This window comes from Vagococcus allomyrinae (assembly GCF_017829975.1).
Lineage (GTDB): Bacteria > Bacillota > Bacilli > Lactobacillales > Vagococcaceae > Vagococcus_D > Vagococcus_D allomyrinae.
Genome location: NZ_JAEEGA010000002.1, coordinates 537,618 through 563,899, shown reverse-complemented (window position 1 = coordinate 563,899; position 26,282 = coordinate 537,618). Strand labels below are relative to the sequence as shown.

At 41.4% G+C, this 26,282-nt stretch carries 23 protein-coding genes, 1 pseudogene and 2 other annotated features; of the genes and pseudogenes, 16 read left to right on the top strand and 8 right to left on the bottom strand.

Features of this window, described 5'->3' with window-relative positions; genetic code table 11:
* Positions 1-12: 12 nt before the first annotated feature.
* From I6N95_RS05400 to I6N95_RS05390, 3 genes are all read right to left on the bottom strand, one after another.
* A complete protein-coding gene (locus tag I6N95_RS05400; protein WP_209525381.1) occupies positions 13-672 on the bottom strand; it encodes a phosphatase PAP2 family protein in 660 nt (219 codons plus the stop codon).
* Positions 673-842: 170 nt separating this feature from the next.
* Positions 843-1,931, bottom strand: a complete 1,089-nt coding sequence (locus tag I6N95_RS05395; RefSeq protein WP_209525379.1) for a DUF4097 family beta strand repeat-containing protein — start codon at positions 1,929-1,931, stop codon at positions 843-845.
* Entirely contained in the window at positions 1,931-2,587 is a 657-nt protein-coding gene (locus I6N95_RS05390; protein ID WP_209525376.1) for a DUF1700 domain-containing protein, read from the bottom strand. Before I6N95_RS05390 ends, I6N95_RS05395 begins: the two co-directional genes overlap by 1 nt.
* 336 nt (positions 2,588-2,923) lie before the next feature.
* Between I6N95_RS05390 and I6N95_RS05385 the strand changes: the two are divergent.
* The 5 genes and pseudogenes from I6N95_RS05385 to pepV form a co-directional block, all read left to right on the top strand.
* Positions 2,924-4,975: pseudogene (locus tag I6N95_RS05385) on the top strand (LysM peptidoglycan-binding domain-containing protein); the annotation flags it as partial.
* Between the two features lie 587 nt (positions 4,976-5,562).
* Positions 5,563-5,771, top strand: a binding site (T-box leader).
* Between the two features lie 161 nt (positions 5,772-5,932).
* Positions 5,933-8,347 carry a leucine--tRNA ligase gene (gene leuS, locus I6N95_RS05380; protein WP_209525373.1) on the top strand — a complete coding sequence of 805 codons (2,415 nt, stop codon included), beginning with the start codon at positions 5,933-5,935 and terminating at the stop codon, positions 8,345-8,347.
* Positions 8,348-8,711: 364 nt separating this feature from the next.
* The gene (locus tag I6N95_RS05375) at positions 8,712-10,358 is read left to right on the top strand and encodes a putative polysaccharide biosynthesis protein (RefSeq protein ID WP_209525372.1); all 1,647 of its coding nucleotides are present in this window, start codon (positions 8,712-8,714) and stop codon (positions 10,356-10,358) included.
* A 64-nt stretch (positions 10,359-10,422) separates the two neighbouring features.
* On the top strand, positions 10,423-11,151 hold the full coding sequence (locus I6N95_RS05370; RefSeq protein WP_209525371.1) for a pseudouridine synthase: 729 nt from the start codon (positions 10,423-10,425) through the stop codon (positions 11,149-11,151).
* A 74-nt stretch (positions 11,152-11,225) separates the two neighbouring features.
* Positions 11,226-12,638: a dipeptidase PepV gene (gene pepV, locus I6N95_RS05365; protein WP_209525370.1), complete on the top strand. Its 1,413-nt coding sequence runs from the start codon at positions 11,226-11,228 to the stop codon at positions 12,636-12,638.
* 214 nt (positions 12,639-12,852) lie between these two features.
* Here pepV and cbpA read toward each other — a convergent pair whose 3' ends face one another.
* A complete protein-coding gene (cbpA, locus tag I6N95_RS05360) occupies positions 12,853-13,506 on the bottom strand; it encodes a cyclic di-AMP binding protein CbpA (RefSeq protein WP_209525369.1) in 654 nt (217 codons plus the stop codon).
* A 176-nt stretch (positions 13,507-13,682) separates the two neighbouring features.
* Between cbpA and rpmG the strand changes: the two genes are divergently transcribed.
* Both rpmG and secE read left to right on the top strand, forming a co-directional pair.
* The gene (rpmG, locus tag I6N95_RS05355; protein ID WP_209525368.1) at positions 13,683-13,835 is read left to right on the top strand and encodes a 50S ribosomal protein L33; all 153 of its coding nucleotides are present in this window, start codon (positions 13,683-13,685) and stop codon (positions 13,833-13,835) included.
* 18 nt (positions 13,836-13,853) lie between these two features.
* The gene (gene secE, locus I6N95_RS05350; protein WP_209525367.1) at positions 13,854-14,024 is read left to right on the top strand and encodes a preprotein translocase subunit SecE; all 171 of its coding nucleotides are present in this window, start codon (positions 13,854-13,856) and stop codon (positions 14,022-14,024) included.
* An 82-nt stretch (positions 14,025-14,106) separates the two neighbouring features.
* Here secE and I6N95_RS05345 read toward each other — a convergent pair whose 3' ends face one another.
* Complete coding sequence (locus I6N95_RS05345; RefSeq protein ID WP_209525366.1) at positions 14,107-15,354, bottom strand: dicarboxylate/amino acid:cation symporter; 1,248 nt, start codon at positions 15,352-15,354, stop codon at positions 14,107-14,109.
* A gap of 236 nt (positions 15,355-15,590) precedes the next feature.
* On the opposite strand from I6N95_RS05345, the gene nusG reads away from it, so the two are divergent.
* The 3 genes from nusG (at position 15,591) to I6N95_RS05330 (ending at position 18,151) form a co-directional block, all read left to right on the top strand.
* Positions 15,591-16,133: a transcription termination/antitermination protein NusG gene (gene nusG / locus I6N95_RS05340; RefSeq protein WP_209525365.1), complete on the top strand. Its 543-nt coding sequence runs from the start codon at positions 15,591-15,593 to the stop codon at positions 16,131-16,133.
* A 226-nt stretch (positions 16,134-16,359) separates the two neighbouring features.
* On the top strand, positions 16,360-17,265 hold the full coding sequence (locus I6N95_RS05335) for an alpha/beta fold hydrolase (RefSeq protein ID WP_209525364.1): 906 nt from the start codon (positions 16,360-16,362) through the stop codon (positions 17,263-17,265).
* Between the two features lie 28 nt (positions 17,266-17,293).
* Positions 17,294-18,151, top strand: coding sequence for an alpha/beta fold hydrolase (locus I6N95_RS05330; RefSeq protein WP_209525363.1), 858 nt, complete (start codon positions 17,294-17,296; stop codon positions 18,149-18,151).
* 55 nt (positions 18,152-18,206) lie between these two features.
* On the opposite strand, the gene sdaAA is transcribed toward I6N95_RS05330, so the two are convergent.
* Together sdaAA and sdaAB are read right to left on the bottom strand one after the other, a co-directional pair.
* A complete protein-coding gene (sdaAA, locus tag I6N95_RS05325) occupies positions 18,207-19,073 on the bottom strand; it encodes an L-serine ammonia-lyase, iron-sulfur-dependent, subunit alpha (protein WP_209525362.1) in 867 nt (288 codons plus the stop codon).
* A gap of 17 nt (positions 19,074-19,090) precedes the next feature.
* Positions 19,091-19,756, bottom strand: coding sequence for an L-serine ammonia-lyase, iron-sulfur-dependent subunit beta (gene sdaAB / locus I6N95_RS05320; RefSeq protein WP_209525361.1), 666 nt, complete (start codon positions 19,754-19,756; stop codon positions 19,091-19,093).
* A gap of 199 nt (positions 19,757-19,955) precedes the next feature.
* Between sdaAB and I6N95_RS05315 the strand changes: the two genes are divergently transcribed.
* The 6 genes from I6N95_RS05315 (at position 19,956) to rplL (ending at position 24,124) form a co-directional block, all read left to right on the top strand.
* Positions 19,956-20,807, top strand: a complete 852-nt coding sequence (locus I6N95_RS05315; RefSeq protein WP_209525360.1) for an ATP-binding cassette domain-containing protein — start codon at positions 19,956-19,958, stop codon at positions 20,805-20,807.
* On the top strand, positions 20,794-21,528 hold the full coding sequence (locus tag I6N95_RS05310) for a hypothetical protein (protein WP_209525359.1): 735 nt from the start codon (positions 20,794-20,796) through the stop codon (positions 21,526-21,528). The genes I6N95_RS05315 and I6N95_RS05310 overlap by 14 nt, the downstream gene beginning before the upstream one ends.
* A 159-nt stretch (positions 21,529-21,687) precedes the next feature.
* Positions 21,688-22,110, top strand: coding sequence for a 50S ribosomal protein L11 (rplK, locus tag I6N95_RS05305; RefSeq protein WP_209525358.1), 423 nt, complete (start codon positions 21,688-21,690; stop codon positions 22,108-22,110).
* Positions 22,111-22,236: 126 nt separating this feature from the next.
* On the top strand, positions 22,237-22,926 hold the full coding sequence (gene rplA, locus I6N95_RS05300; RefSeq protein WP_209525357.1) for a 50S ribosomal protein L1: 690 nt from the start codon (positions 22,237-22,239) through the stop codon (positions 22,924-22,926).
* Between the two features lie 83 nt (positions 22,927-23,009).
* Positions 23,010-23,134, top strand: a sequence feature (ribosomal protein L10 leader region).
* A gap of 54 nt (positions 23,135-23,188) precedes the next feature.
* Positions 23,189-23,689: a 50S ribosomal protein L10 gene (gene rplJ, locus I6N95_RS05295; protein WP_209525356.1), complete on the top strand. Its 501-nt coding sequence runs from the start codon at positions 23,189-23,191 to the stop codon at positions 23,687-23,689.
* 66 nt (positions 23,690-23,755) lie between these two features.
* On the top strand, positions 23,756-24,124 hold the full coding sequence (gene rplL, locus I6N95_RS05290; protein ID WP_209525355.1) for a 50S ribosomal protein L7/L12: 369 nt from the start codon (positions 23,756-23,758) through the stop codon (positions 24,122-24,124).
* Between the two features lie 502 nt (positions 24,125-24,626).
* Here the strand turns inward: rplL and I6N95_RS05285 are convergent.
* Entirely contained in the window at positions 24,627-26,270 is a 1,644-nt protein-coding gene (locus I6N95_RS05285; RefSeq protein ID WP_209525354.1) for a peptide ABC transporter substrate-binding protein, read from the bottom strand.
* Positions 26,271-26,282: the final 12 nt, after the last annotated feature.

Genomic DNA, 26,282 nt, shown 5'->3' with positions numbered 1-26,282 from the left:
GATTACCTTCTTCTATTTTTGTTTACCTTGAAAACGCCAGATGAATCGACGTTTTTGGAAGGTTGGATAAGTCCCTAAAATCCAAGCAGCGCCCAATAGATAGCCACCAAGGATATCTGTTGGGTAATGAACCCCGACATAAATCCGACTGATGCCAACGAGTAAAATAAGAAGGCCCAGTAAAATTTGAGCTGCTAGTCGAAGTCGCGGGTTAGAGATCAGTATAGGCAAAATAACGATCAACGTACCATAAAAGAGCATACTGCCCATGGCGTGTCCACTGGGAAAGCTGAAGTGCGTTTCAGTGACCAGATGGGGAACGCTGGGACGAGGGCGTTGGAAGGCGAATTTGATTAAATAATTCCCGACACCTGCTATTAAGGCCGAGTTGATGATTAACCACAAGGCTTCACTTAAGTACTTGCGGTACCAGCAAACAAGGGACACAACCAAAACGAGTCCAGCGATGACAGTGCCACTACCTAGCTGGGTTATCGCGATGTAAAAAGTCGATTTACCATCGGTCATATTAGCTCGAATCACATCACTAATCGGTTGATCAATAAAAGTGAGAGTAGCTTCGTAAAATTTAACCGTGTAACCTAAAATAACAAAAATGACTAAACAACAACTCGCGGCGAAGTGCCAGTAGAGATTTTTAGTTGGATTCATAATAGGAACGCCCTTTCAGTGGAGAACTAATTTCTTGTGGTGCTTCAAAGGTCGTTTATCACTTACATAAGACCTAAGAAAAAGCCCTCTAGTTTAGAAACTAAAGAGCCTTTTACATTATAGCATATTTCCCGACACGATTTAATGGGTGTCGTTACTTTTAGAATTTTTTAAAAGTTGTTCTCAATGGCATTTGTGATCTCATTTTCAACATCGTCAAGGGTCTCATCGAAATCGTCATCAGTGTACTCATCGTACTCACTATCCTCATCGTCGACACGAATGTCACCGTGGAGAGATTCCAAAGTCAAAGTGGGACCGCCACTGCCCTTTTTCAGAGATTTTTTTTCTTTTCCAAAAAGTCTAACGGTACCATTATTACTTTTAGTTGTAATGGTAAAGTTATTTGGCCGGCGCTCTAGGTTGATGCGAATATTTCCGCTAGTGGTCTTCACTTGTAAATCATCGGTCAATTTGCTGTCTTCCCAATCAATGTAGCCATCGATTGTTTCAACAGAAGTTTTCCCTTTCAAAGAAGCGAGTGTGACAAAGCCACCCTCTGTTTTGACGGTACTGTCACCTGTCAAATCATTCAAATCAACCTGTCCATCAACACTTTCGACAGTGAACGATTCCGCGCGGCTGTCGTAAAGCGAGAAGTATCCTTGGTCTCCTTTTAAGCTGACTTTTTCCTGTGCTTTAATGTTATCCAAACTGACACTGCCAGCCTTGGCAGTCACGGATAAATTATCAAGTGTTAGATTAGATAAATGAGTGTAGTCATGACTGTCTATATTGAGAACTAAGTCAGCTGTCTTTAAGTCACTAATGTTGACGTTGCTATCCTTATCACCGTTGATGGTAATAGATTCAAAAGAAGTTGGGATGGCAATCGTCACAAATTGAGAAAAACCGAGTTGAATGTAATTTTGATATTCGCCCGTTTCAGTAAATGCAACCTCAACGAGGGTTTTATCACCGGATTCTACGGGTTTCCAAGTAAAACGTTGCTCGCTCATAACCGAATGAGCTTTTCCGGAAATATGAATATCCTGATCACTTGATTCTGTGAAGCGATAGTCAATATTGCCTTTGATGGAGAGTTCTAAGTTTTTATTATTTTGTTTCACTTGATAGCGTTCATCGATCGATGTTCGACTTTGCTTTTCTGCTTTCGGGAAATAAACGGCTGAACCGATTCCTCCCACCGTTGCTAAAACTAAACCGAATACGGCGAAGCCAATAACTTTCTTTTTCATTAGTGTCGCCCCCGTAACGTGTTGATGTTCCATTTCGTGTAATATTTGATGAAACGGAAGGAATAAGTGGTGATAGGCACCATAATGGCCAAGCCAATAAACCCAAGGCCACAAGTGAACAAGGTGATAAACAGAGCTGTCATGGCAAAGGCACCAGAAGTGGCGAAGAAACTAAAGACGCCGATAGCTGGTGTTAAAAGGAACGCAATCGTGGCTATCCATAACCCGAAGAGTAAGGCCAAGCCACCGATGATCATCCAAATCATAAATAGAAAATTAAAAAGTAGCACGCCAGCTACTTGACAGAACCGTACGAAAAATGATTGTTTCTTGGGTCCTCTTTCATAAGTAGCGTCGTAATTTTGGTAGTAACCATAGGTAGCATTAGGTTGGTCACGATTAGTATTTTGAGTAAATTCTTGCCACTCATCATGAGGCGTACTTGCCTCATCAGCAGAGATGCCAAACTCTTCTAGTATTTCTTCTGCAATTTCTCGCGGATTGCCTAAGCATTTAGAAATAGCCGCTTCTGATTGACCTTCTGCCAACTGCTTGTCAAATTTTTCGCCGTAAAGTTGTAAGATATAGGCCAGCTGTTGTTTAGGTAGTGCTTTTAAATGAATTTTTAATTCGGTTAAAAAGTGCTCTTTATTCATATCTGCTCCTCGATTCTCAGGTAATAATATCTTAAAAGCGTCTCGCTTCATTTCTTGTTACCTTAAATATATCGCCTAAGTACCGATTAAACAATAGGTTAGACCAAAAATCGGCCTAAAGTATGAGGGCAAGTCGGTACACAGATGGATATGTATACGAGTGTTTTTTGAACAAGTGATTATGTTACAAAAAAGCCCCCACTAGTTGAATGTTACAACCTCTTAACAATCCGATTAGATATACATATATTTATTTTTATTGTCACTCAGAATAGTGTATACTAATACTATGGTTTTAGACTGAAAAATGAACAAAAAAAGGAGGAGATTACAAAGATGAATGAGAAACAGCACCGGAGAAAAACAAACAAACAAACGACCTTAAAATTACTCGCTCCTTTCAAAAAAGGGGTTTCTTTATTTGGAACAACGGCGATGTTAACAGCAGCCGTAATCCCGACTTTTGCCGCAAAAGTTGAAGCAGATGAAATGAATGAATTAGAACCGAAAACACTGGACAGTAACGAGGTGAGTCAAGGGGCAGTCGAACAAACTGAACAAACGACTCAGCAAAGTACGGAGGTCAGTCAATCAGATAGCGCTCTAAGCTCAGAGACAGAACCATCAGAAGTGCCAACACCGACAGTTGACTCAACGGAAGTTTCGGTGCTAACTGAAAGTAGTTCGGAAGAAGTAGCGCCAGAGCCAGCCAGCAATGTGATGTCTGCCTCTATGATGATGAGAAGTGTTACACCGAGTGCGTTTATTGAGCAGGTCGGGGCTCAAGCACAAAGTGTTGCAGCTGCTAATAATTTATACGCCTCTGTCATGATCGCTCAAGCTATTTTAGAAAGTGCTTGGGGAAACAGCGCTCTCTCGGTGTCACCTAATCACAATTTATTTGGGATTAAAGGGTCATACAATGGTCAGTATGTGGAGATGCGAACCCAAGAAGTCTACAATGGCAAATGGGTCACAGTGACGGCCAAGTTCCGTAAATACCCATCCCATACAGAATCATTGCAAGATAATGCTTATGTCCTAAAAAATACATCATTTCAATCAGGGGTCTATTTTTACAGTGGGGCTTGGAAGAGTAACACTAACTCCTATCGAGATGCAACGGCTTGGCTAACAGGACGCTATGCGACAGACCCAGGTTATGCTGGCAAGTTAAATACGATTATTGAAAACAACAATTTAACCCGTTTTGATACGCCAGGAAGTGGCAATGGGAACACTGGCGGCAATACAGGAGAGAATACGGGAAGTGGTAATGGTTCCATTACGACACCAAGCAATGGGACTTATACAATTGCATCTGGTGATACCCTGTCGAGCATTGCTCGAAAACACGGTGTGACCGTGGCTAATCTTAAATCGTGGAATAGTTTAACCAGTGACTTGATCTATGTGGGGCAAAAATTAGTTGTAACGGCTCCTAGTACGGGCAACGGTGGCAGCACAGGTGGGAATACCGGTGGGACAACCACACCGAGTACCGGAACAAGCCACAGTGTGGTGTCTGGTGATACGTTGTCGAGTATTGCCCGCAAATACGGTGTGACCGTGGCTAACTTGAAGTATTGGAATAGTTTAACCAGCGACATGATTTACGTGGGGCAAAAGCTGAATGTCAAAGCTTCAGGTAGCACGAACACAGGCAATAATAACTCTGGCACCACGACGCCAAGTGCAACCTCCTATTCGGTGGTAGCAGGGGACACCCTCTCAAGTATCGCCCGCAAATATGGCGTGACAGTCGCTAACTTAAAATCGTGGAACAGTTTATCAAGTGATACGATTTATGTGGGACAGAAATTAAATGTCAAAGCGACAGGTGGCACGAGTACCGGTAATAATAACTCTGGCACCACGACGCCAAGTGCAACCTCTTATTCAGTCGTTTCCGGTGATACGTTGTCAAGTATTGCCCGCAAATACGGTGTGACAGTAGCTAATCTAAAGTCTTGGAATAGTTTATCTAGTGATATCATTTATGTAGGGCAGAAACTAAGCGTTAAAGGAACGAGTAGTGGGACCACAGGAAATACTGGTAGTACAGCCAGTGGAACATCTCATACCATCGTTTCTGGTGATACGTTGTCAAGTATTGCCCGCAAATATGGCGTGACCGTGGAAAACTTGAAATCATGGAATAATCTATCAAGTAATATTATTTATGTTGGCCAAAAGTTAAGCGTCAAAGGAGCCAGTAGTTCAACTAATTCAGGAACGACCACTACAAACGGAACAACCCATACCATCGCCTCTGGTGATACCTTGTCGAGCATCGCTCGGAAATATGGCGTGACCGTTGCGAATTTGAAATCGTGGAACCAATTATCTGGTGATATTATTTATGTCGGTCAGCGACTAAGTGTTAAAGGCAGTACCGCCAATAGTTCAACTACGACAACCCCAACGGGCAATTCTTACACAGTAGTGTCAGGGGATACCTTATCAAGTGTTGCTCGCAAGTACAATACGACAGTGGCTAACATCAAGTCTTGGAATAAATTATCCAGTGACACGATTTATGTGGGTCAAAAGTTAAGTATTGGTTCAAGTAGTGGCACAACTAGTAACAATACGTCAAGTACTCCGACAAGCACTGCTAGCTATACGGTTGTCTCAGGTGATACCTTAACAGGCATTGCCAGTCGTCATGGAGTCAGTGTAACTAACTTGAAATCGTGGAACAAGCTAACCAGTGACACGATTTATATTGGTCAGAAGTTAGCGGTGAAAGGTGGCAGCACATCGACAGCAACCAGTCAAACGTATAAGATTGTCTCTGGTGATACTTTGTGGTCGATTGCTAACAAGCACAAGGTGAGTGTTAAGCAACTGACAACGTGGAACAATCTTAAAGGGGACGCGATCTACGTTGGCCAAAGCTTGAGAGTGAAGTAAGACGTGAAGAAGAGTAGTTGCCTCTTGCAGAATCTCGGGGAATTTGTTAGTATAAGGTCATTAAGACAGTGATGGGGAGTAGTAAAAAGACGTACAGTTGAGAGAGCACATGGTTGGTGGAAATGTGCCTGGAACTCTTTTGAACTTACCTCAGAGTCGTTTGGTTGATAAGGCTAAACCGGGGCACACCCGTTATCATGTTAGAGGTTTAAACGCTACCGTTTAAACAAAAATAGGTGGTACCACGTTAGTAAACGACGTCCTATAAAAGCAGATTAGTCCGCTTTTATAGGACTTTTTTTGTAGATTTATTGATAATTCACAGAAAAGTCGAGTAAACTTGCTAATCTTTTCATCAGAAAAATGGTAAACTGATGGCAAGTAAGCACCCAACAGCACTGTCTGTTAAAAATGAGCGGAGGAAAGTAAATGTCATATCAACACAAAACAATTGAAAAAAAATGGCAAAAATATTGGGCGAAACACAATACGTTCAATACAACAGAAGAGCCTAACAAGGAAAAATTTTATGCATTGGATATGTTTCCGTATCCATCAGGACAGGGGCTACATGTTGGGCATCCAGAAGGGTATACAGCAACAGATATTCTAGCTCGGATGAAACGCAGTCAAGGCTACAATGTGCTTCATCCAATGGGCTGGGACGCCTTTGGCTTGCCTGCTGAACAATATGCTTTGGACACAGGAAATGATCCCGCGGAATTCACTCAAAAAAATATTGAAGTCTTCCGCCGTCAAATCAACTCTCTTGGTTTTAGTTACGACTGGAACCGTGAAATTAACACAACCGATCCTCAGTACTACAAATGGACGCAATGGATCTTCGTGCAAATGTTTGAAAGAGGACTGGCATACGAAGCAGAAGTACCTGTTAACTGGTGTCCAGCTTTGGGAACGGTCTTGGCTAATGAAGAAGTGATCGACGGCAAGTCTGAGCGTGGTGATCATCCAGTTTACCGTGTGCCGATGAAGCAATGGATGTTGCGAATCACCCAATATGCTGACCGCTTAATTGATGATTTGGAAGAGGTTGAGTGGCCAGATAGTATTAAAGAGATGCAGAAAAATTGGATTGGGCGTTCTGAAGGGGCAAATGTGACCTTTAAAGTAGCTAACTCTGATAAAGATTTCAGCGTCTTTACCACCCGTGCTGACACGCTGTTTGGCGCAACCTATGCGGTTTTGGCGCCAGAGCTGGCTTTGGTTCAAGAGATTACAACGGCTGAGCAAATTGCGGCTGTGACAGCTTATATTGAGGAAGCAGGTAAAAAGTCTGAACTAGCAAGAACTGACTTGGCGAAAGACAAAACAGGCGTGTTTACTGGGGCCTATGCTATTAACCCAGTAAATGGCAAAGAAATCCCGATTTGGATCTCGGATTACGTTTTGGCAACTTACGGTACCGGAGCGATTATGGCGGTTCCAGCTCATGATCCTCGCGACTATGAGTTTGCGCAACAATTTGGTTTGGAAATTGTCCCAGTTGTCGAAGGTGGCGACGTGTCAGTTGAGGCGTATGTGGGAGATGGTCCTCATATCAATTCTGATTTCTTAAATGGTTTGGGTAAAGAAGAAGCGATCGTTAAGATGAACAAATGGCTAGAGGCTGAAGGGGTCGGCAAGACGGAAATTAGCTATCGTTTGCGTGACTGGTTGTTCTCACGTCAGCGTTACTGGGGAGAACCAATTCCGATCATTCATTGGGAAGACGGCACAACGACGGCCGTTCCAGTGGAAGAGCTACCGCTTAAACTGCCGGTAACAACGGATATTCATCCAAGTGGTACGGGTGAATCCCCATTGGCAAACATTGAAGAATGGGTCAATGTGATTCACCCAGAAACAGGCATGAAGGGCCGTCGTGAGACGAATACTATGCCTCAGTGGGCGGGAAGCTCATGGTATTACTTGCGTTTTATTGACCCTCACAACAAAGAAGCTATTGCGAGTCCCGAGAAACTAAAAGAGTGGATGCCAGTTGATATTTACATTGGCGGGGCAGAACATGCTGTCTTGCATTTGCTTTATGCCCGTTTCTGGCATAAATTCTTGTATGATATCGGCATTGTGGAGACGAAAGAACCATTCCAAAAATTGTATAACCAAGGCATGATTCTTGGGAGCAATAATGAAAAGATGTCAAAATCAAAAGGCAATGTGGTAAATCCAGATGATGTCGTTGCCAAATATGGCGCAGACACTTTGCGGATGTATGAAATGTTTATGGGGCCACTTGATGCAGCCATTGCTTGGAATGAAAATGGTCTGGAAGGCAGTCGCAAGTTCTTGGATCGAGTGTGGCGATTGTTGGTGGACGATAACGATAAAATGCGGGATCGGATTACGACCTTTAATGACGGTAAATTGACGAAGGTTTATCACCAAACGGTCAAAAAGGTCACGGAAGACTTCGAGAATCTCCGCTTTAACACGGGAATCTCTCAGTTGATGGTCTTTGTGAATGAAGCCAATAAGCAAGAGGTTTTACCTTATGAATATGTGGAAGGGTTTATTCAATTGTTGGCGCCGATTGCGCCGCACATTAGCGAAGAACTATGGGAAATCACTGGTAATGAAGGCAGCTTGACGTATGCGCCTTGGCCAACTTTTGACGAAGCACATTTGGTTGAAGATGAAATTGAAATTGTCATCCAAGTGAATGGCAAAGTCCGAGCTAAAGCGACGATTCCTCGTGACATGGCGAAGGAAGAATTAGAAATTCTCGCTTTGGACCATGAGCTCATCAAGGAACAAACTGAAGGGAAAACTATCCGTAAGGTTGTAGTTATTCCGAATAAATTGGTAAATATTGTGGCGAATTAAGAGATAAGTGGTTAATAAAAGAAAGAATACTCCGATGTAGACAAAGGGGTATTCTTTCTTTGTGCCATTAAAAAGGGGTTTGTATCAACATTTTTTGACAGCGCTATGCTTTCTTCCTTTTTTCACGTATAATAGAACTATTGGAAAATTGTTTTGCCATAGTTTTTTTGATGGCTTTAGCTTATAATGTAATTATTATAGGTATATTTATTGTAAAACGGTATCGTCTATTCATAAATAAATAATAAAATCACATAATCGCTCTTAACGAAAAGCGATTAATTTGGTAAAATGAGTAATGCGAGTGTGAAAAGGACTATTCTTAATTGAGAGACTAGAATTGTGAGAAAGTTGGACATGATCAATGCAAATTCCAAATGAGAATTTTGAACAAAAAGATATTGAATCAAAGCAAAAAATGGTCCGTGGCTCAATCTGGATGACAGTTGGTAGTGTTGTTTCTAGATTGATGGGCGCTATTTACATCATACCTTGGTATGCCATGATGGGCGAAAATGCCAAAATAGCTAATAACTTATTTACTAAAGGCTACAATATATACGCTTTATTTCTAATGATTGCAACAGCAGGGATTCCAGGGGCAATAGCCAAACAAATCTCACACTATAATTCATTAAATGAGTACGGCTTAAGTAAAAAATTATTCCAAAAATCTATGATGATGATGGCTGGTTTAGGGGTGGCTTTCGCAGGGGTTATGTTTTTTGCGGCGAAACTATTAGCGGCCGGTGACCAAGACTTGATTCCCGTCATGCGGGCTTTAAGTGTGGCCTTGCTAATTTTCCCATGTATGAGTGTAATTCGTGGTTTTTTCCAAGGGTATCACGACATGATGCCTTCAGCAGTGTCCCAAATGGTGGAGCAATTCGCACGGGTGCTTTACATGCTTTTAGCGACCTATATTATTATGCAAGTACGAGATGGTAACTACGTTAAAGCCGTTACCCACTCAACCTTTGCGGCCTTTATCGGCATGTTGGCAGCTTTAGCAGCCCTTTTATGGTTTTACCAACGTTATTCTGGTAAATTGAAAGTTTTAGAGGCTAATAGCAATAATCAGTTAAAAATATCCACGAATGATCTCTTAAAAGACATGATGATTCAAGCATTTCCATTTATCATCATTGGATCAGCTATTACAATCTTTAAGATTTTTGATCAGTATACCTTTGAACGTATTATGTATCAACTAACCAATTATACGGACAGGCAAGTCAAAGAGTTATTTACTATTTTTAGTGCTAATCCAGATAAGTTAACGATGATTACCATTTCAATAGCGACATCGCTATCAGTTACCAGCTTACCTTTAGTGACGGAAGCTTTTACGATTAAAAATCGCAAAGGTGTGGCTAAATTAATTAGCGATAACTTTCAGTTGTTTTTCTTTGTGATGATTCCAGCCACTTGGGGGATGGTTATTTTAGCGGAACCACTTAACACCTTGTTTTATGAACACGATGTGTTAGGTACCTCTGTATTGGTTCAGGCCTGTTATGTGGGGATCATTTTAGGGTATTACATGCTGGTTTCGACGACGCTTCAAGGTCTGTATGAAAATAAAAAGGCCATGATTTATTTGGGGATTGGTTTTCTTGTCAAAGTGGTCTTACAGTATCCATTTATTTGGTTATTTGAAGTCTATGGTCCGTTGTTGTCCACAGGTATTGGGTTTATTGTGGCGTCCTATCTAACAACGCGAGAGATTCGTAAAATCACGAAATTTAATGTCAGTTTAACGGCCAGAAGAACGTTGTTAATTACCTTGTTAAGCCTAGTTATGACCTTAGCAGCCTGGTTAACACGAACGATTCTGTATCTGATGATAAGCCCGACTAGCAAAACGCAATCGTTTATCATTGTGATTCTTGTGGCAGTTGTAGGTGGCGGACTTTACGGTTATATGGCCTTAAAAGTGAAGCTAGCAGATAAATTGTTAGGCGATCGGGTGGCTGGTATCCGCCGTCGCTTGAAGATTAAACCTCTTTAAATAAAATATGTGAAAAGGACATCTTTTTAAGGTGTTCTTTCTTTTGTTGGAAAGGATGACCACAATGAGATTAGATAAATTACTGAGTCACAGCGGTTTTGGCAGCCGAAAAGAGGTCAAGCAACTGCTTAAAAAAAGTCAAGTTACCGTCAATGGTCAGCAAGTAAAAGATGGGAAAATCAATGTGTCAGAAGTCGCTGATCAAATAGCTGTAGGTGATCAATTAGTTAGTTATCAAGCCTATTTTTACTATCTTTTGCACAAGCCAAAAGGAGTTATTTCGGCAACAGAAGATGTCAGCCATCGTACGGTTTTGGATTTGCTTGCAAAAGACGACTACCGAAGAGATTTATTTCCTGTTGGACGTTTGGATAAAGAGACAACAGGGTTATTGCTGATTACAAATGACGGTGATTTCAGTCATAATTTACTTTCACCGAAAAAACACGTCTCAAAGCGCTATGCAGCAACGATTAATGGGGTTGTGACAGCAGAGGATTGCCAACGCTTTGCCGATGGTGTGATGATCTCAGGTAATGAAGCGTGTCAACCAGCCCAACTGGAAATTATTTCGGTTAACTTGGAGAAGCAGACCTCACAGATCAAGGTAACTATCACTGAAGGAAAATACCATCAAGTGAAACGGATGTTTGAAGCAGTGGGCAAGCAAGTCACAGAACTTCACCGAGAAACGATGGGAGCCCTTAGCCTTGATCCTTTATTGACTCCTGGGCAATACCGTGAGTTAACAACAGAAGAGCAGACGTTATTAGGACTGGCAGTGGAAAAGTAGACTGTTTCATAAAGCTTTTTTTGGCTATAAATGATATGATAGAGGAAGTAGTAAAACAGACAGGAGTGGATAAAATGACAATTGATTGGCAAAAAGAAGTAGATGCACGAAAAGATGATTTGTTTAAGGATTTATTTGATTTATTGAGTATCCCGAGTGTCAGAGAAGACGATAAAGCAACAGCTGATGCACCGGTTGGACCTGGCCCCAAAGAGGCCCTTTTGCGTTTTTTAGAAATTGGCGAACGTGATGGGTTCATCACTAAAAATATTGATAACTTGGCAGGCCATTTAGAGTATGGTGCTGGAACTGAAACTATGGGGATTTTTGGTCATGTGGACGTGGTACCTGTGGGAACTGGCTGGGACACGGATCCATTTAAACCAGAAATTCGCGACGGTAAATTATATGCTCGTGGTTCCAGTGACGATAAAGGCCCAAGTGTGGCAGCCTATTACGCTCTGAAAATTATTAAAGAGTTGGAGCTGCCGATTTCAAAACGGGTTCGTTTTATTATCGGAACCGATGAAGAAAGTGGTTGGAGCTGTATGAACCGCTACTTGGAAGTGGAAGAAAAACCTGACTTTGGGTTTGCACCAGATGCCGAGTTCCCGATTATCAATGGCGAAAAAGGCATGGCTAACATCAATGTAAACGTCGGCGGCACCAATGCCGGCGAGTATCGTTTGGTCAGCTTTGAATCAGGTCTTCGTCCTAATATGGTGCCTGAATCAGCAAGTGCTGTTGTGGAAGTAGCTTCAGTCGAAGCAGGGGCGAAAATGGAAGTTAGCTTCCTTGATTTTATTGAAAAGAACCCTGTTTCCGGTACAATTGACGTCAATGGCACCACTGTCACAATTGTGGTGAACGGGAAATCGGCTCATGGTGCCAGTCCAGCAGCCGGCATCAATGGCGGGACCTTTATGGCTGTCTTTTTGGCAGGATTTGACTTTGGCGGCGACGGGCAAACCTTTATTGATGCCGCTGCTAACTACTTACACGAAGAGTCAAATGGGACAGCTTTAGAGATTGCTCACACCGATGAAGTCATGGGTGAATTAACCATGAACCCAGGGATCTTTAAATTCCATGCTGATGCCTCAGAAGGCAATAAAATCACCTTGAACATTCGCTTCCCTAAAGGTGTTACTCATGAAGGGTTAGAAAAGACAATTGGGGAGAAACTTGGAGAAAATGTCAGAATAGACTCTGAATCTCGCGGTCAAGTGCCACACTATGTTCCTGGTGACGATCCATTGGTGAAGACCTTATTAGATGTTTATGAAAAACATACCGGCCTTAAAGGGGCTGAAAAAGTCATTGGTGGTGGAACCTTTGGTCGTTTATTAGAACGTGGTGTTGCTTATGGCGCGATGTTCCCTGATAGTATCGACACGATGCATCAAGCCAATGAATTTATGGCCGTAGATGATATAGTAAAGGCCACTGTCATATATGCTGATGCGATTTACAGCTTGATCAAATAGTTAAAAAAGACCTCAAGGAAAATTGAAAATTCCTTGAGGCCTTTTTTCTTACTCTACAGGAAAGTATAAAACTTTCTCTATATCGTAGTTTGGATCCAGCTTCACGAGGCAACCCTTCGGAAAAAAGACAAAATTATTTTAGTGACAAAGAGCATCACTTAAACATTTTGCTATTTTTCTTTCAGGGCTAAACGCCTCGTTCAGCTTTTCTTATTTAGTTATTTAATTCTGATGCTTTTTGTAAATCTTCCACTTCGACAACTTTATAATCTTTCCGTTCCAGCTGTTCAATAACCGTGTTAAGGGTGGCTTCATCTGTGTCAGCTGGTAAGGTGAAAAGCATGCGGCGAATAAACTCATCTTGGCCGACATCCAATGTGATACAACTGGTGATGGCCGAATGTTTTGAAATGATTTTAGAGATAGCAGCCAAGTCGCCACGACGACCAATAGAAGCGACGGTTATGACGTAACGGCCTTCCTTAACATTCCATGATTGAGCTAAAATATTTAGCAGTTTACTATGGGTTAAAATGCCATAAAAGTAATTGTTTTCATCGAGAACGGCGATATAAGGCAACTCTTTGATTGTAAAGAAAATCTTGAAAAAAGATGAATTTAAGTAGATAAATTTGGTGGCATTTTTTAAGAGATGTGTCACCGGCAATTGCATGTCACCACCGTTAGCTTTATGGCGATAGATGTGCATTTTATAGATATTACCACGGAAAATTTTACCTGATTCATCTAAGATCGGCACACAACGGTAGCCTGACTCTTCCAAGATGTCGAGGGCGTTTTCAAGGGTACAGATTTCATCAACAGTCGTTAAGTCACGTTTGCGGATACAAACTTGTTTGATAAGCATAAAAAGAACCTCCAATTGTGATTGCTTTGTTATTATTATCTTACCATATAAACCGCAAAACCCCTAGGAAAAGCTTGGTTAACCAGCCTATGAAGATCGAGATAGCGATTGACATGTATAGAAAATGGTGTTAATGTAGATTAGTAAAAGAATAGATAGAATGGAGGAAGTGAACAGTGGCAACAAAGAAATCTTCCCTTGCCTGTTCAGTTTGTGGTTCTCGTAACTATTCTAAAGCTGTCAATGAAGGACAGCGCACTGAACGACTTGAAATTAAAAAGTTTTGTAAATATTGTCAGAAACATACATTACACAGAGAAACTAAGTAGGATTTGGAGGTCAGAAGAATGTTTAAGTTTTTAGCAAGTGTCCGAGATGAGATGAAAGTGGTAACTTGGCCAACAGGCAAACAGTTACGTAAAGATGTTTCAACGGTTATTCAAACAACGATTTTATTCGCTATCTTTTTTGCAGTCGTTGACTTAGGAATTAAAGCGATCATTAATCTATTTGTTTAAAAACAAAAACCTCAGACAAAAAATTGTTTGAGGTTTTTTTGTTGGTTTGAAAATTGGAAAATTAGCACTCTGCGTTGGTTCATTAGTTGTGGCGGCTACTTAGCCAGCTTTTTCCTTCAACAATCCGGGCGACGAGCATGGCTGAGACGGTATTACCAGATGAATTAAGTAACGTAGCAGGGATGTCGATAATCGTACTAATAATTAGGATCAAAGGCAGTGCTTCCATCGGAAAACCGAACAAGGTAATAATGACGGTTTCTGCAACCATCCCACCTCCAGGAATTGCCCCCATGACCATGCCGACTAAAAAAGCGCCGAGAATGATTGACACCATGTTTTGAGGAGAACTAAAGTTTTTCTCAAAAAGGCTAAACAGAAAGGCGATTTTTAAAATTCCACCAATAACAGAGCCATCTTTATGAGTGTTTGCCCCTAAAGGGATGACTGTTTCAGCAATATCGGCTGGCACACCCATGGCTTTGGTACTGGTCAAATTAATCGGAATACAAGCAGCTGAGGAACTGGTAGCTATCGCCGTAATAGCCGGTTGTGGTATGTTTCGCCAGAAGTTTTTAAGACCTAGTCTACCACCAGCTGTCAAAGCGTATAAGGACATCACACCAAAAAAGTAAACCACAGTGATCAACAAATAAAGTAGCATGATTCGGGCGTAGCCAGTGATCATTTGAGCACCTAAACTACCAATTGTCGTAGCAAAGAAACAGCCTAACCCGATGGGGGCATAGATCATAATGACCGAAACAACTTTCATCATCACGTCATTTGCTGAGCCTAAAAATTTAGCAAAGGGCTGACCGTTTTCGCCAGCCAGAGAAGTCCCGACTCCGATTAACAAAGAGAACACAATCAGAGCCAACATGTTATTTTTAGAAAGCAACTCTTGAAAATCTGATACAGTGAATGTTTCAACTAGTTTCTGTAAAACAGATCCGGAAGTGGTTTCTCCTTGAGTCGCCGTTGACATTAGCTTTTCGAGGCTGGTGGTATCGATGTTTTTTAGAGGATCCATTACAAGAACACCTAGATAACCGATAATGGCGGAAATAAATCCAGTTCCCAAAAAGACTAAGAATGTTGCCCCGATAATTTTTCCAAGTCGCTTCATTTCGGTCATATTAGCGATAGCTGACGTAATACTGAAAAAAACCAAGGGGATTAAGATCATAAACATCAGATTTAAAAATAAGTCACCTAAAGGTTTAACGACCATCGTTTTTTCTCCAAAAACCAGACCGCTTAAACCACCGAGAATAATACCGGCCAGCAAGAGGATGGTTGTGGCATATTGCTTTAATACTCGTGTCATGTGTGTGCTCCTTTAAAAGATTCGTTTTATGTAAAAAGTCGAGTGTCCCGACTATCTTTTTTCCTTCACTACGGATAATAGCATATTTTTATCACAATAGACTACTATTTTCTAATAAAATCAGTTTCAAATTAAGTAACTAGCCAATTGACGCAATTAGTGCTATAATTGACGGAGAGAAAAACTTCGGACAGTGCTGAAGTTTTTTTATTTTACAAGAAAGTAGGATGCTAGGAATGGAAACATTTGAAAAACAATGGTATGTGTTGCATACGTATTCTGGCTATGAAAACAAAGTAAAAGCAAACATCGAGTCACGTGCGCAAAGCATGGGGATGGAAGATTTTATTTTTCGCGTGGTTGTTCCTGAAGAAGAAGAACGTGAAGTGAAGAATGGCAAAGAGAAAGTAAACATGAAAAAAACTTTCCCTGGATATGTATTGGTGGAAATGGTTATGACAGACGATTCTTGGTATGTCGTGCGTAACACACCAGGTGTAACTGGCTTTGTTGGCTCCCATGGTGCCGGAAGTAAACCAGCGCCGTTGTTAAATGAAGAAATTGAGCATATTTTACGTAAACTTGGCCTAAGCAAGCGTCATAAAGAGCTAGACGTGGAAGTTGGCGAAGTGGTGACAATTATTGAAGGAGCTTTCTCTGGTTTAACAGGTGAAATTTCTGAAATTGATTTAGAACGTCAAAAACTCAAAGTTAACATTGACATGTTTGGCCGTGAAACGTCAACTGAGCTAGATTTTGAGCAAATCGATAAAATATAATACTCTGAAGCTACTCGTCTGACTATTCGGCAGTAGCTTTTTTCTTTCGCCAAAATTCATTTGCTGAAGGCATAAATTAAAAGGTTGTAGAAGGGATATCTGATTAAAGGAGAGCACTTAGAGAAGTGATTGTGTTCTTTAAGGGATATTAAATTAATATTTTGCTAAAAAGCGGTCGTTTAGATTTTAAATGATAGTTAATTGAAGGGGAATTTGCTATGCTTGTATGAGAAGAGTGAAAGGTCGTGAGAAGATGGGATCAACTAAGTGGCTTAAAAGAGCTATTTTGGTTAGTGGCAGTATCTTAGCTCTTAAGAAAGGGCAACAATTCTTGCAAAAACGGGCCTCCTTTAAACAATTAACCATTGGTGAGGAAGTGGCCACCATTCCCACAGTGTTGATTCATGGAACCAACGGCACCCGTCGCTCCTTAGGTGGCATGATTGCCCGTTGGGATAAACAGGGTGTGGCGTACAAAGCCTTGGATGTGGAAATATCGAAGGCCGGCAAGTTGCAATTAAATGGACACTGGCAAAGCTTTCGGACTCATAAGCATCCTTTAGTTCAAGTTATTTTTAAAGAAGGCGATCCGCCTGAGTGGCAGCAAGGGGCTTGGGTAAAAGAGGTTTTGCTCTTGCTTAAGCAACATTTAGGCATTGAGGAAGTCTATTTGATGGGACACTCCATGGGTGGCGTCGCCGGTTTGCGGTATATTGTTGACAATAGCTTTGATCCCAGTTTGCCAAGAGTAAAAAAATTAGCCGTAGTCGGCGCTCCTTTTAATGGGGAAATCGTGGACTCATCTGGGCGCACGGCTTATGATTTAGGTCCCAACGGCCCTGTACATGCCTCTGAGACCTATCGTTATTTTCACACATATCGTAAAAGTATTCCTAAAAGTTTAGCGGTTTTTAATGTCTATGGCGATTTAAAAAATGGGAGCCGCAGTGATGGCTTTGTCAGTGTCGATAGCGCACGAGCCTTGGGGTTTCTTGTTAAGGGGAAGGTGGCAAGTTATCGCGAGCATCTGGTTCTGGGATTGAAGGCCCAACACAGTTTATTGCACGAAAATCAACAAATAGACCGTCTAGTTGCCCACTTTTTGTGGGGCGCTAAGTCGTTAATCTTGTAGTAGTCTAAAAAATAGGAGCGTGTTAGAGATGAAAGTCAAGTCAGTTAAAACCTTGGTGTTATTAGGTCTCGTGTGTGGCGTTGTATTAGTCGCTTGTTCTGTAAAAAAAAACCAGCCAGAAGCCCAAGTAACACCTGAGACAACCGAAGAGTCAATTAAAAAAAGTAATGTCCCGACTCTTTTTTTTCACGGGTATAAAGGCACCTTATTAACCTTCAATGGCATGTTACAGCGTTTGAGTCGGAATGAATATGGGGAGCGTTCGGTAACTTTAACCGTCAGTCCAACAGGTGATATTACAGAAGATGGCAAGTGGACATCTGAAGGCAATCCAATGATTCAAGTGATTTTTGAAGACAATACTAACCAAGAATGGCAACAAGCCGAATGGATTCAGCGTGTTCTTGAGTACTTAAGTGAAACGTATCAAACGAAACAAGTTAATTTATTGGGACACTCCATGGGTGGGGTGAGCATCATGCGTTACCTTGCTAACTTTGGCATCGATGGCTCTGATGTGACCATTCGTAAAGTGGTGACTATCGGTTCGCCCTTTAATGATTTTAATGAGGATGATCGGGAATTGGCGGAGATTGCCAAGACAGGTCCCCAAGTGCCAGCGCCGCGTTTTGTGGAGTACGATGACAATTTCAGTAAATTTCCTCAAGGAGTTCCATATCTGAATATCGCAGGCGATATCGACGGAGACAATGGCAGTGACGGAACGGTACCCGTGGCCAGTGTGGCGGCGCTGAACTATTTATTTGAAAAATATCAATTGCCTTATGAATTTGTGAAGGTTGATGGCAAAACAGCTCAACACAGTGCGTTACACGAGAATCGTAAAGTAGATAAATTAGTGGCGGAGTTTTTGTGGAAAGACTAAAGATGACCGAAACCATTCAGATGCTATCTGAGTGGTTTCGGTCATCTTATTTTAGCTATTGCTGAAACAATTCTTGTGCAATACGGCGCCCAGTTGGCGTGTCTGCTAAACCACCTTCAGCAGTTTCCTTGAAGATGGTAGGCATTTGTCTGCCGACTTTGCCCATGGCAATGACCACTTCATCAGGGGGGATGACGCTGCGAATACCGGCTAAGGCCATATCGGCAGAAATGTAAGCTTGACTGGCCCCTAAAGCATTGCGTTTGACACAAGGGACTTCAACCAAACCAGCAACAGGATCACAAATCAGTCCCATCATATTTTTAAGCGTGATCGCAACAGCTTGAGCAGCTTGGTCGGGAGTGCCGCCAGCAGCTTCTACTAACGCTGCGCTAGCCATGGCACTGGCTGAGCCGATTTCAGCTTGACAACCGCCTTCAGCACCACTGATTGAAGCGTTGTTGGCGATGACTAAGCCAAAAGCGCCTGCTGTGAATAAAAAGTTAGTTTGCTGTTCGTCAGTCAGTTTTAAATCTTCAATGGCAGATCCCAACACCCCGGCAGCAACCCCGGCACTCCCAGCAGTCGGATTTGCACAAATCAAGCCCATTTTAGCATTGACTTCATTCACTGCAATGGCGTTGCGGACGGCGCGTAAAATGGTGTCCCCACTTAAAAATTTGCCAGCCTCAAGATACTCATTCATGCGCTTAGCGTCGCCCCCTGTCAACTTAGTAACAGACGTAACCCCGGCCACACCTTGTGCGATTGATTGCAACATGACCTCTTTATTTTGCCCCATGTGAGCGATGATGTCTTCTCGTGAAGAGCCGAAGGCGGCCATTTCTTCTTGAATCATGGCCTCAGCAACAGATCCCCATTTATTTCCTAATACAACCAGTTCTTCAATTGTCTGAAACATTCTTCTCCCCCTTTTCTCTACTTAAAGAATGATGCGTTATGGACGTGAGTGATCGCCTTTAATTGCTCAAGACTATCACCAACATCCCGTTCATCAACTTCAATAATCATAATCGCTTTATCGCCTTTAGCTTCGCGAGTCACAGTCATTGTGCCAATATTGATCGCTTGTTGTTCAAAGATTTGAGTCACTTTAGCAATCAATCCTGGTAAATCCTGATGGACCACAATAAACGTCGGGATTCCCATGCTTAAATTAATTCGGAAGCCGTTTAACTCAGAAATTTGAATATTACCTCCGCCGATGGAAATACCAGTCACGCTCATTGAACGATCGCCTTTTTTGACTTTCATTGTGACTTGATTCGGATGCTCGGCCTTTTCCTTTTTAGGGACGAAGGCGACTTCCACTCCTGCTTCATGGGCTAGTTTCAACGACTCCGCTAAGCGTTCGTCATTGGGTTCCATACCTAACAGCCCTCCGACTAAAGCGATATCTGTGCCGTGTCCGCGGTAAGTTTTGGCAAACGATTCGTAGAGCAAAATATCCACCTGATCCGGTAGCTCACCAAAAATATTGCGAACGATTTTCCCGATTCGTGCAGCGCCAGCTGTGTGGGAACTGCTAGGTCCGATCATAACAGGTCCGATAATATCAAAGACACTTTTAAATTGTGAAACCATCCTTAACCTCTCCTCTTTGAAAAGACTACATCCTATTTTATCTACGACAATAGTAACACAAATAGGAGGAGAAAAAAATTAGAGAGTTGCTTGAAATTGTGAGAATGTTGCCATCTTAAGTATCCTTCGGTTTGTGAAAGACAGTCACTTATGTCATGTGTTAAAATAAAAAGAACAAATGAGTGAAGAGGAGTTGGAAATGACGCAAACCAAGGAATTATTAATAGCATTGGAAGATGTGTCCAAAAGTTATCAAAAACAGAGCGTTTTAGAACGAGTTGATTTGGCGATCTATCGTGGCGATGCCATCGCCTTGCTTGGACCAAATGGCTGCGGAAAAAGCACCTTGATGAAAATAATCGGCCAACTATTACCAGTAACGTCGGGTAAAGTAAGGTATCAAACGCCTTTGAAGCTTGGCTATGTTGCAGCGGATTTTCCTGATAGTCTAGTGACGCCTGAGACATTGTTCAATCAGCTAATGGCTATCGATCTACTGCCAGATAGTCACGCAAGAATGACTGAATTAGTTGAAAAATTTGGAATTAGCCAAATGTTAAAGACACCAATCAGTTATCTATCCAAGGGTTCTAAGCAAAAGATTAACGTGATCCAAGCCTTGTTGTGTCAACCTGATATTTTGTTACTAGATGAGCCACTATCCGGTCAAGATCTGGCTTCCCAAGCCGACTTTATTGAATTGATGCAGAAGTTAAACCGAGAAGGGACAACCCTTGTTATATGTTGCCATGAGTCGTTTCTAACAGAAGCCCTGGCTAAAGATGTCTATCAGGTTATTGATAAAGGACTCCGTCTGAAAGCACACCAAGCCTTAAAAACAGAGCGAAATATCTATGCCGTTATCCTGACCGATCCTTTGGGTAGGCAAAGGGATTCATTCATTGAGGCTATCCAAGGATTCACACAGATGATTGAAGAGTCGGAAACCGACTGTCAGCTGGTCTGTTCAATACCTCAAAGTCAACAGCTACTTGCCCTTTGTGTGGCTCATCAGATACCTGTCAGGAGGTTGACTCATGAATTTATCTAGCGCGATGTTTCGTTATTATCGAACTATTTATCGGCAATCAAATAAGTGGCTAATGCCATTGATTGGATGGATGATCTTTCTTTATCTAAACTATTTAGTGATGCCCCAGGAGTTTACTTCAACGATGCTTAATTCAGCCACCTTTATGTTTTTGTTAACAGCCTGGGCCAGCCAAACCTTTTTGGCCAGCTTAACGCCTGTTATGGAACAAATCATCGTCACAAGGTTACCTAAAAAAGAGAATTATTGGATGCAAACGCTTGTGTTTGTCACGTACCTTGGTTCACTTCTTTCGCTAGTATCGGTGGCGTTGCCGATCATCATCAACCTAGTGAAAAATCAAGGACTATTTAAAAGAGGGATTTCATTGGAAGAGATTATGTGTGCACTAGTCATTCATTTCGTGTTTAGTTTAATTGGTGGCCTAGTGGCGATGATTATTCAACCTCGTTACGTGTTTCAAGATCCTAAGTTGAGCAATGTGTGTTTGCTTATTGTCGGGCTGATCAGCGTCGTCGGTAATACCATGGCAGAGAAACTCCCAGGTTTTCACTTGGTCCTGTGGTTGTTTCCGCCGCTATCAAAACTGACTGCTTACTTTTTAGAGAATCCTGCCTTTAGCTTCAGTCTTGTCTGGGGGCAGTTAAGTGTTTGTCTGATATATGCAAGTGTTTTAGTGATCGTCTATCGACTTCTGAGAAGTAGATTTTTATATGATTAAATTGGCAATACAGTAAAAAGCTCTTGATAAAAGATAGGTAATCAAGTATAATGATTTAGTGCGTGAAAAAGCGCATTTCTTTTGCATGCAAAAGAAACGTGGGAGGAGAAATCTTAATCTCCATATAACCACATCACCGGACTCAAGGAGGTATGTCTCGTGGCAAAAAAAGTAGAGAAATTAGTTAAGTTGCAAATTCCAGCAGGGAAAGCAACTCCAGCACCGCCAGTAGGACCTGCATTAGGTCAAGCGGGTATTAACATCATGGGATTCACAAAAGAATTCAATGCGCGTACAGCTGATCAAGCTGGATTAATTATTCCAGTTGTCATCTCAGTATACGAAGACCGCTCATTTACTTTCGTAACAAAAACACCACCAGCAGCAGTTCTTTTAAAGAAAGCCGCTAACGTGGAAAAAGGTTCTGGCGAACCTAACAAGAAAAAAGTTGCAACTGTTACTAGCGAGCAAGTGAAAGAAATCGCTACTCTTAAATTAGAGGACCTAAACGCAGCTGATGTTGAAGCAGCAATGCGCATGGTTGAAGGTACTGCACGAAGCATGGGGATTACAGTCGAGTAGATCACTAGCCTGATCGCTTCACAAAAGCTGTAACCACCGGAAGTAGCTTCTCAGTCGGTTCGTATTGAAAGATATGAATTCCGTGGGAGGTTCTACCGTTATAACCACATTCAAGGAGGAAACAAAATGGCTAAAAAGAGCAAAAAATTGCAAGATGCACTAAAAAAAGTTGACACAACTAAAACATACTCATTAGCTGAAGCAGTAGCTTTAGCAAAAGATACTAATATTGCGAAGTTTGACGCAACTGTTGAAGTTGCTTACCGTTTAAACGTTGACCCTAAAAAAGCGGATCAACAAATTCGTGGCGCAGTCGTACTGCCAAACGGAACAGGTAAAACACAATCAGTTTTAGTTTTTGCTAAAGGCGAAAAAGCTAAAGAAGCAGAAGCTGCTGGTGCTGACTACGTTGGCGATGCTGACATGGTTAACAAAATTCAACAAGGCTGGTTCGACTTTGACGTTGTTGTTGCAACGCCAGACATGATGGCTGAAGTTGGTAAATTAGGACGTGTTTTAGGACCTAAAGGCCTAATGCCAAACCCTAAAACAGGAACTGTTACAATGGATGTTACTAAAGCGATTGAAGAAGTTAAAGCTGGTAAAGTGACTTACCGCGTTGACAAAGCTGGAAATATCCACGTACCAATCGGTAAAGTATCATTTGAAGATGACAAATTAATTGAAAACTTCAAAACGATCCATGACGTAATGTTAAAAGCGAAGCCTGCTGCAACTAAAGGAACTTACATGAAGAACTTAGTTGTAACAACAACCTTTGGCCCTGGTGTTAAAGTTGACGTCGCTTCAATCTAAAAGAACTAGAACTAGCGTAAAAAGCTAGACAAAGTTAAAAAATTCTTGACCTGAGTAATTGGCTATGGTACAGTTACTTAGGTTAAGATTTATATGATGTACCGAAGACAGTAGGTGGCGCAAGCCTTAATCTCCTACCGAGGACAATGTTGAGAGTATCAATAGTCCCTCTATGTCAACGGTGGCATGGGGTTTTTTGTTTTGAAACAGACTTTCAAAGAAATAACCCATCCATCTAAAATTACAGGAGGTGAAATTTTAAATGAGCGAAGTAGCAATCACTAAAAAAGCCCAACAAGTTGAAGAAGTAACAGTTAAATTTTCAGAAGCAGCATCCGTTGTCGTTGTCGACTACCGTGGATTAACTGTTGAAGAGGTAACTGAATTACGTAAACAACTACGTGAGGCTAATGTTGAAATGAAAGTTATCAAAAACTCAATCCTATCGCGTGCAGCCGTTAAAGCTGGATTAGAAGGTATGGAAGATGTTTTTGTTGGCCCAACCGCTATTGCATTTAGTAATGACGACGTTATCGCACCCGCTAAAATCATGAACGAATTTGCTGAGAAAATCGAAGCATTGGAAATCAAAGGTGGCGTAATCGAAGGTAAAGTCTCTTCAGTTGAAGAAATCGTATCTTTGGCAAAACTTCCAAACCGCGAAGGTATGCTATCAATGTTACTATCTGTTTTACAAGCTCCTGTCCGCAACGTGGCTTACGCTATCAATGCAGTGGCAGAGTCAAAAGAAGAAGTGGCTTAATTGCAGCTTAATCTTAGTACCAAAAAACTAAACTAATAATATAAACCAAAACGGAGGAATTTCAAAATGTCATTAAACATTGAACAAATCATTGCTGATTTAAAAGAATCAAGCATTTTAGAATTAAACGACTTAGTTAAAGCGATCGAAGAAGAATTTGGCGTATCTGCTGCTGCTCCTGTAGCTGCTGCTGGTGCTGCTGGTGGCGCTGCTGCTGAAGAACAAACTGAATTTACTGTAGAATTAACTTCTGCTGGCGATTCTAAAGTTAAAGTTATCAAAGCAGTTCGTGAAGCAACTGGTCTTGGCTTGAAAGAAGCTAAAGCTGTTGTAGATGGCGCTCCATCTGCAGTTAAAGAAGGCATCTCTAAAGAAGAAGCAGAAGCTCTTAAAGCTACTTTAGAAGAAGTAGGCGCTGGCGTTACAGTTAAATAATCTTATTTAAGTAAGATTCCAACACCGAGAATTTATTCTCGGTGTTTTTTTGTAGTACACATATGATCTGATTGGCCAATGAATGATTAACCTCAAAATCAATTCAGAACAAACTTGTTAAAAATTGTGTCGAAAGCCACGGATAAAAAGTATCGAATGTTATTGAAGTACGGCCCTGTTTTCCCTGATAAAACATCGGCAAAAATACTAACAGAATTTTTTAGGAAGAACGAAATACGGTGATAGGAATATTTGTTTCAATAGTAGGGGAATCGCTTATATGAGAAGTAGCTTAGTTTGACCTGTAAATGTATCTTAATGAGGCTGCCACTTTTCAGTCCGATATATGCTAAAGCAAAGAAGAAATGGCTATCAACATTGATGTTGGTTTAAGTGCTACTAATAGGGGCAATTGTCAGCAATACGGCAAATAAAAACCCTGAGGAGGATCTATCAAAGCAGATGATTCTCAGGGTTTAATATGTGTTAAGTTTCTATTTAGTTATTTTTTATAAACACTTTTCAATGTGACAGGAGCTGCGAAAGTGTGGTATTCCAACCCTTCCAATGCTGGATTCTGTAACACAGATTGTTTATTTTGACTAATCGCAATTGTTCCAGCCGTATTTTGGATAATTTCTTTTTCCGCATCCATCAAAGCTTGCCATCTTTCGCCAGGTTTATTGGCCAAGCTCGTGGCGGCCTTATCCAGTAAATCATCGTAAGTAGGATTACTGTAATGCATTTTGTTTTCTGAATGGAAGGTATTCAGAGTTGAAATAGGGTCTTGATAGTCAGGTGTCCAGTAGATCAGGAACATTTCATAATCGCTTTCGCGTCCTAAGTTTAGGGCTGTTTCTGTGGGCATTGAGCGAACGTCGATCGTCAGGCCTTCAAACAATTGTTCCAAACCGCCTTGGATACTTTCAGCAATTTTTTTGTAGTTTCCATCGTCGTTTACCAACAAATCCACGGTTACCTTTTGGCCTAGCTCGGCTTGAGCCTTTTTCCAATAGCTTAGGGCTTCTGCCTCATCGAAGTTCATCAGGTCGCCAGCTTCTTCACGGAAATCTTTTCCTGTTTCTGGATTAGCCAAAAAGCCATTTGGAATCAAGCCATAGGTAGGTTCAGAGCCATCAGCCACGATATTGTTAATAATTGTTTCTTTGTCGATACCGTAGGCAATCGCTTTGCGAAGGTTTTCGTTTGCTAAAGGCGTTTTTTTGCCATTTCGTTCTTGATTTAAGCGTAAGTAATTAATAGTTGCCGTCGGATTGGATTGGAAATCAGGGTTATCTTTATTTTCAGAAGCTAAAACACCTGTTAAAACTGCCACATCCAACTCGCCTGATTCATACAAATTCAGTGCTGTCGAACTTTCTTTGACGACTTCGTAATGAATGGTGTCAGACTTGACATTATCTTTATCCCAATAGTCTTCATTTTTTTCTAGATCCCAATTTAAATCACTTTGTTTCCAATTTTTTACAACAAATGGTCCATTGTAAATCGTGTTGTCCGTATCAGTTCCATAGGCTTTCCCTTTTTCCTCCACATACGTTTGATTTTGAGGGAAGAAGGTCGGAAAGGCCATTAATGAAGTGAAGTAAGGCCGTGCCTCTTTTAATTTGATTTCCAACGTGTAATCGTCCAGTGCTTTAACGCCTAGCTCATCAACTGGCTTATCTCCCGCCGCAATCTCAACACCGTTTAAAATAGTATCTTGAATTAAAAAACTGTAGACTAAGGCGTTGTCTGGATCAATCATTTTTTTCCAGGCATAGACAAAATCATCTGCGGTGACACTGTCACCGTTGGTCCACTTGCCGTTTTCTCGTAATTTGATGGTATATGTCTTACCATCTTCAGAAATGTCTGGCAATTCTTTTGCCGCGGCTGGAATAATAGCGTCATCTTTGTCTAAACCGTAAAGACCTTCGAATGCGGCCGTTTGGACAATCGCATCTGGAAAATCCAACATAACCGAAGTATCCAAGGTGGTTAATTCAGTCGCAGACATAAGATTAAGTTCTTTTGTTTCTTTAGTGGTATCATTTTTGGATGTATCGGCTCCCTTGGAACCACAAGCACCTAGTAGCGTGGCGCCAACTATCATCAGTAAACTAGCTTTCAATAATTTTTTCATCGTTCTCTCCTT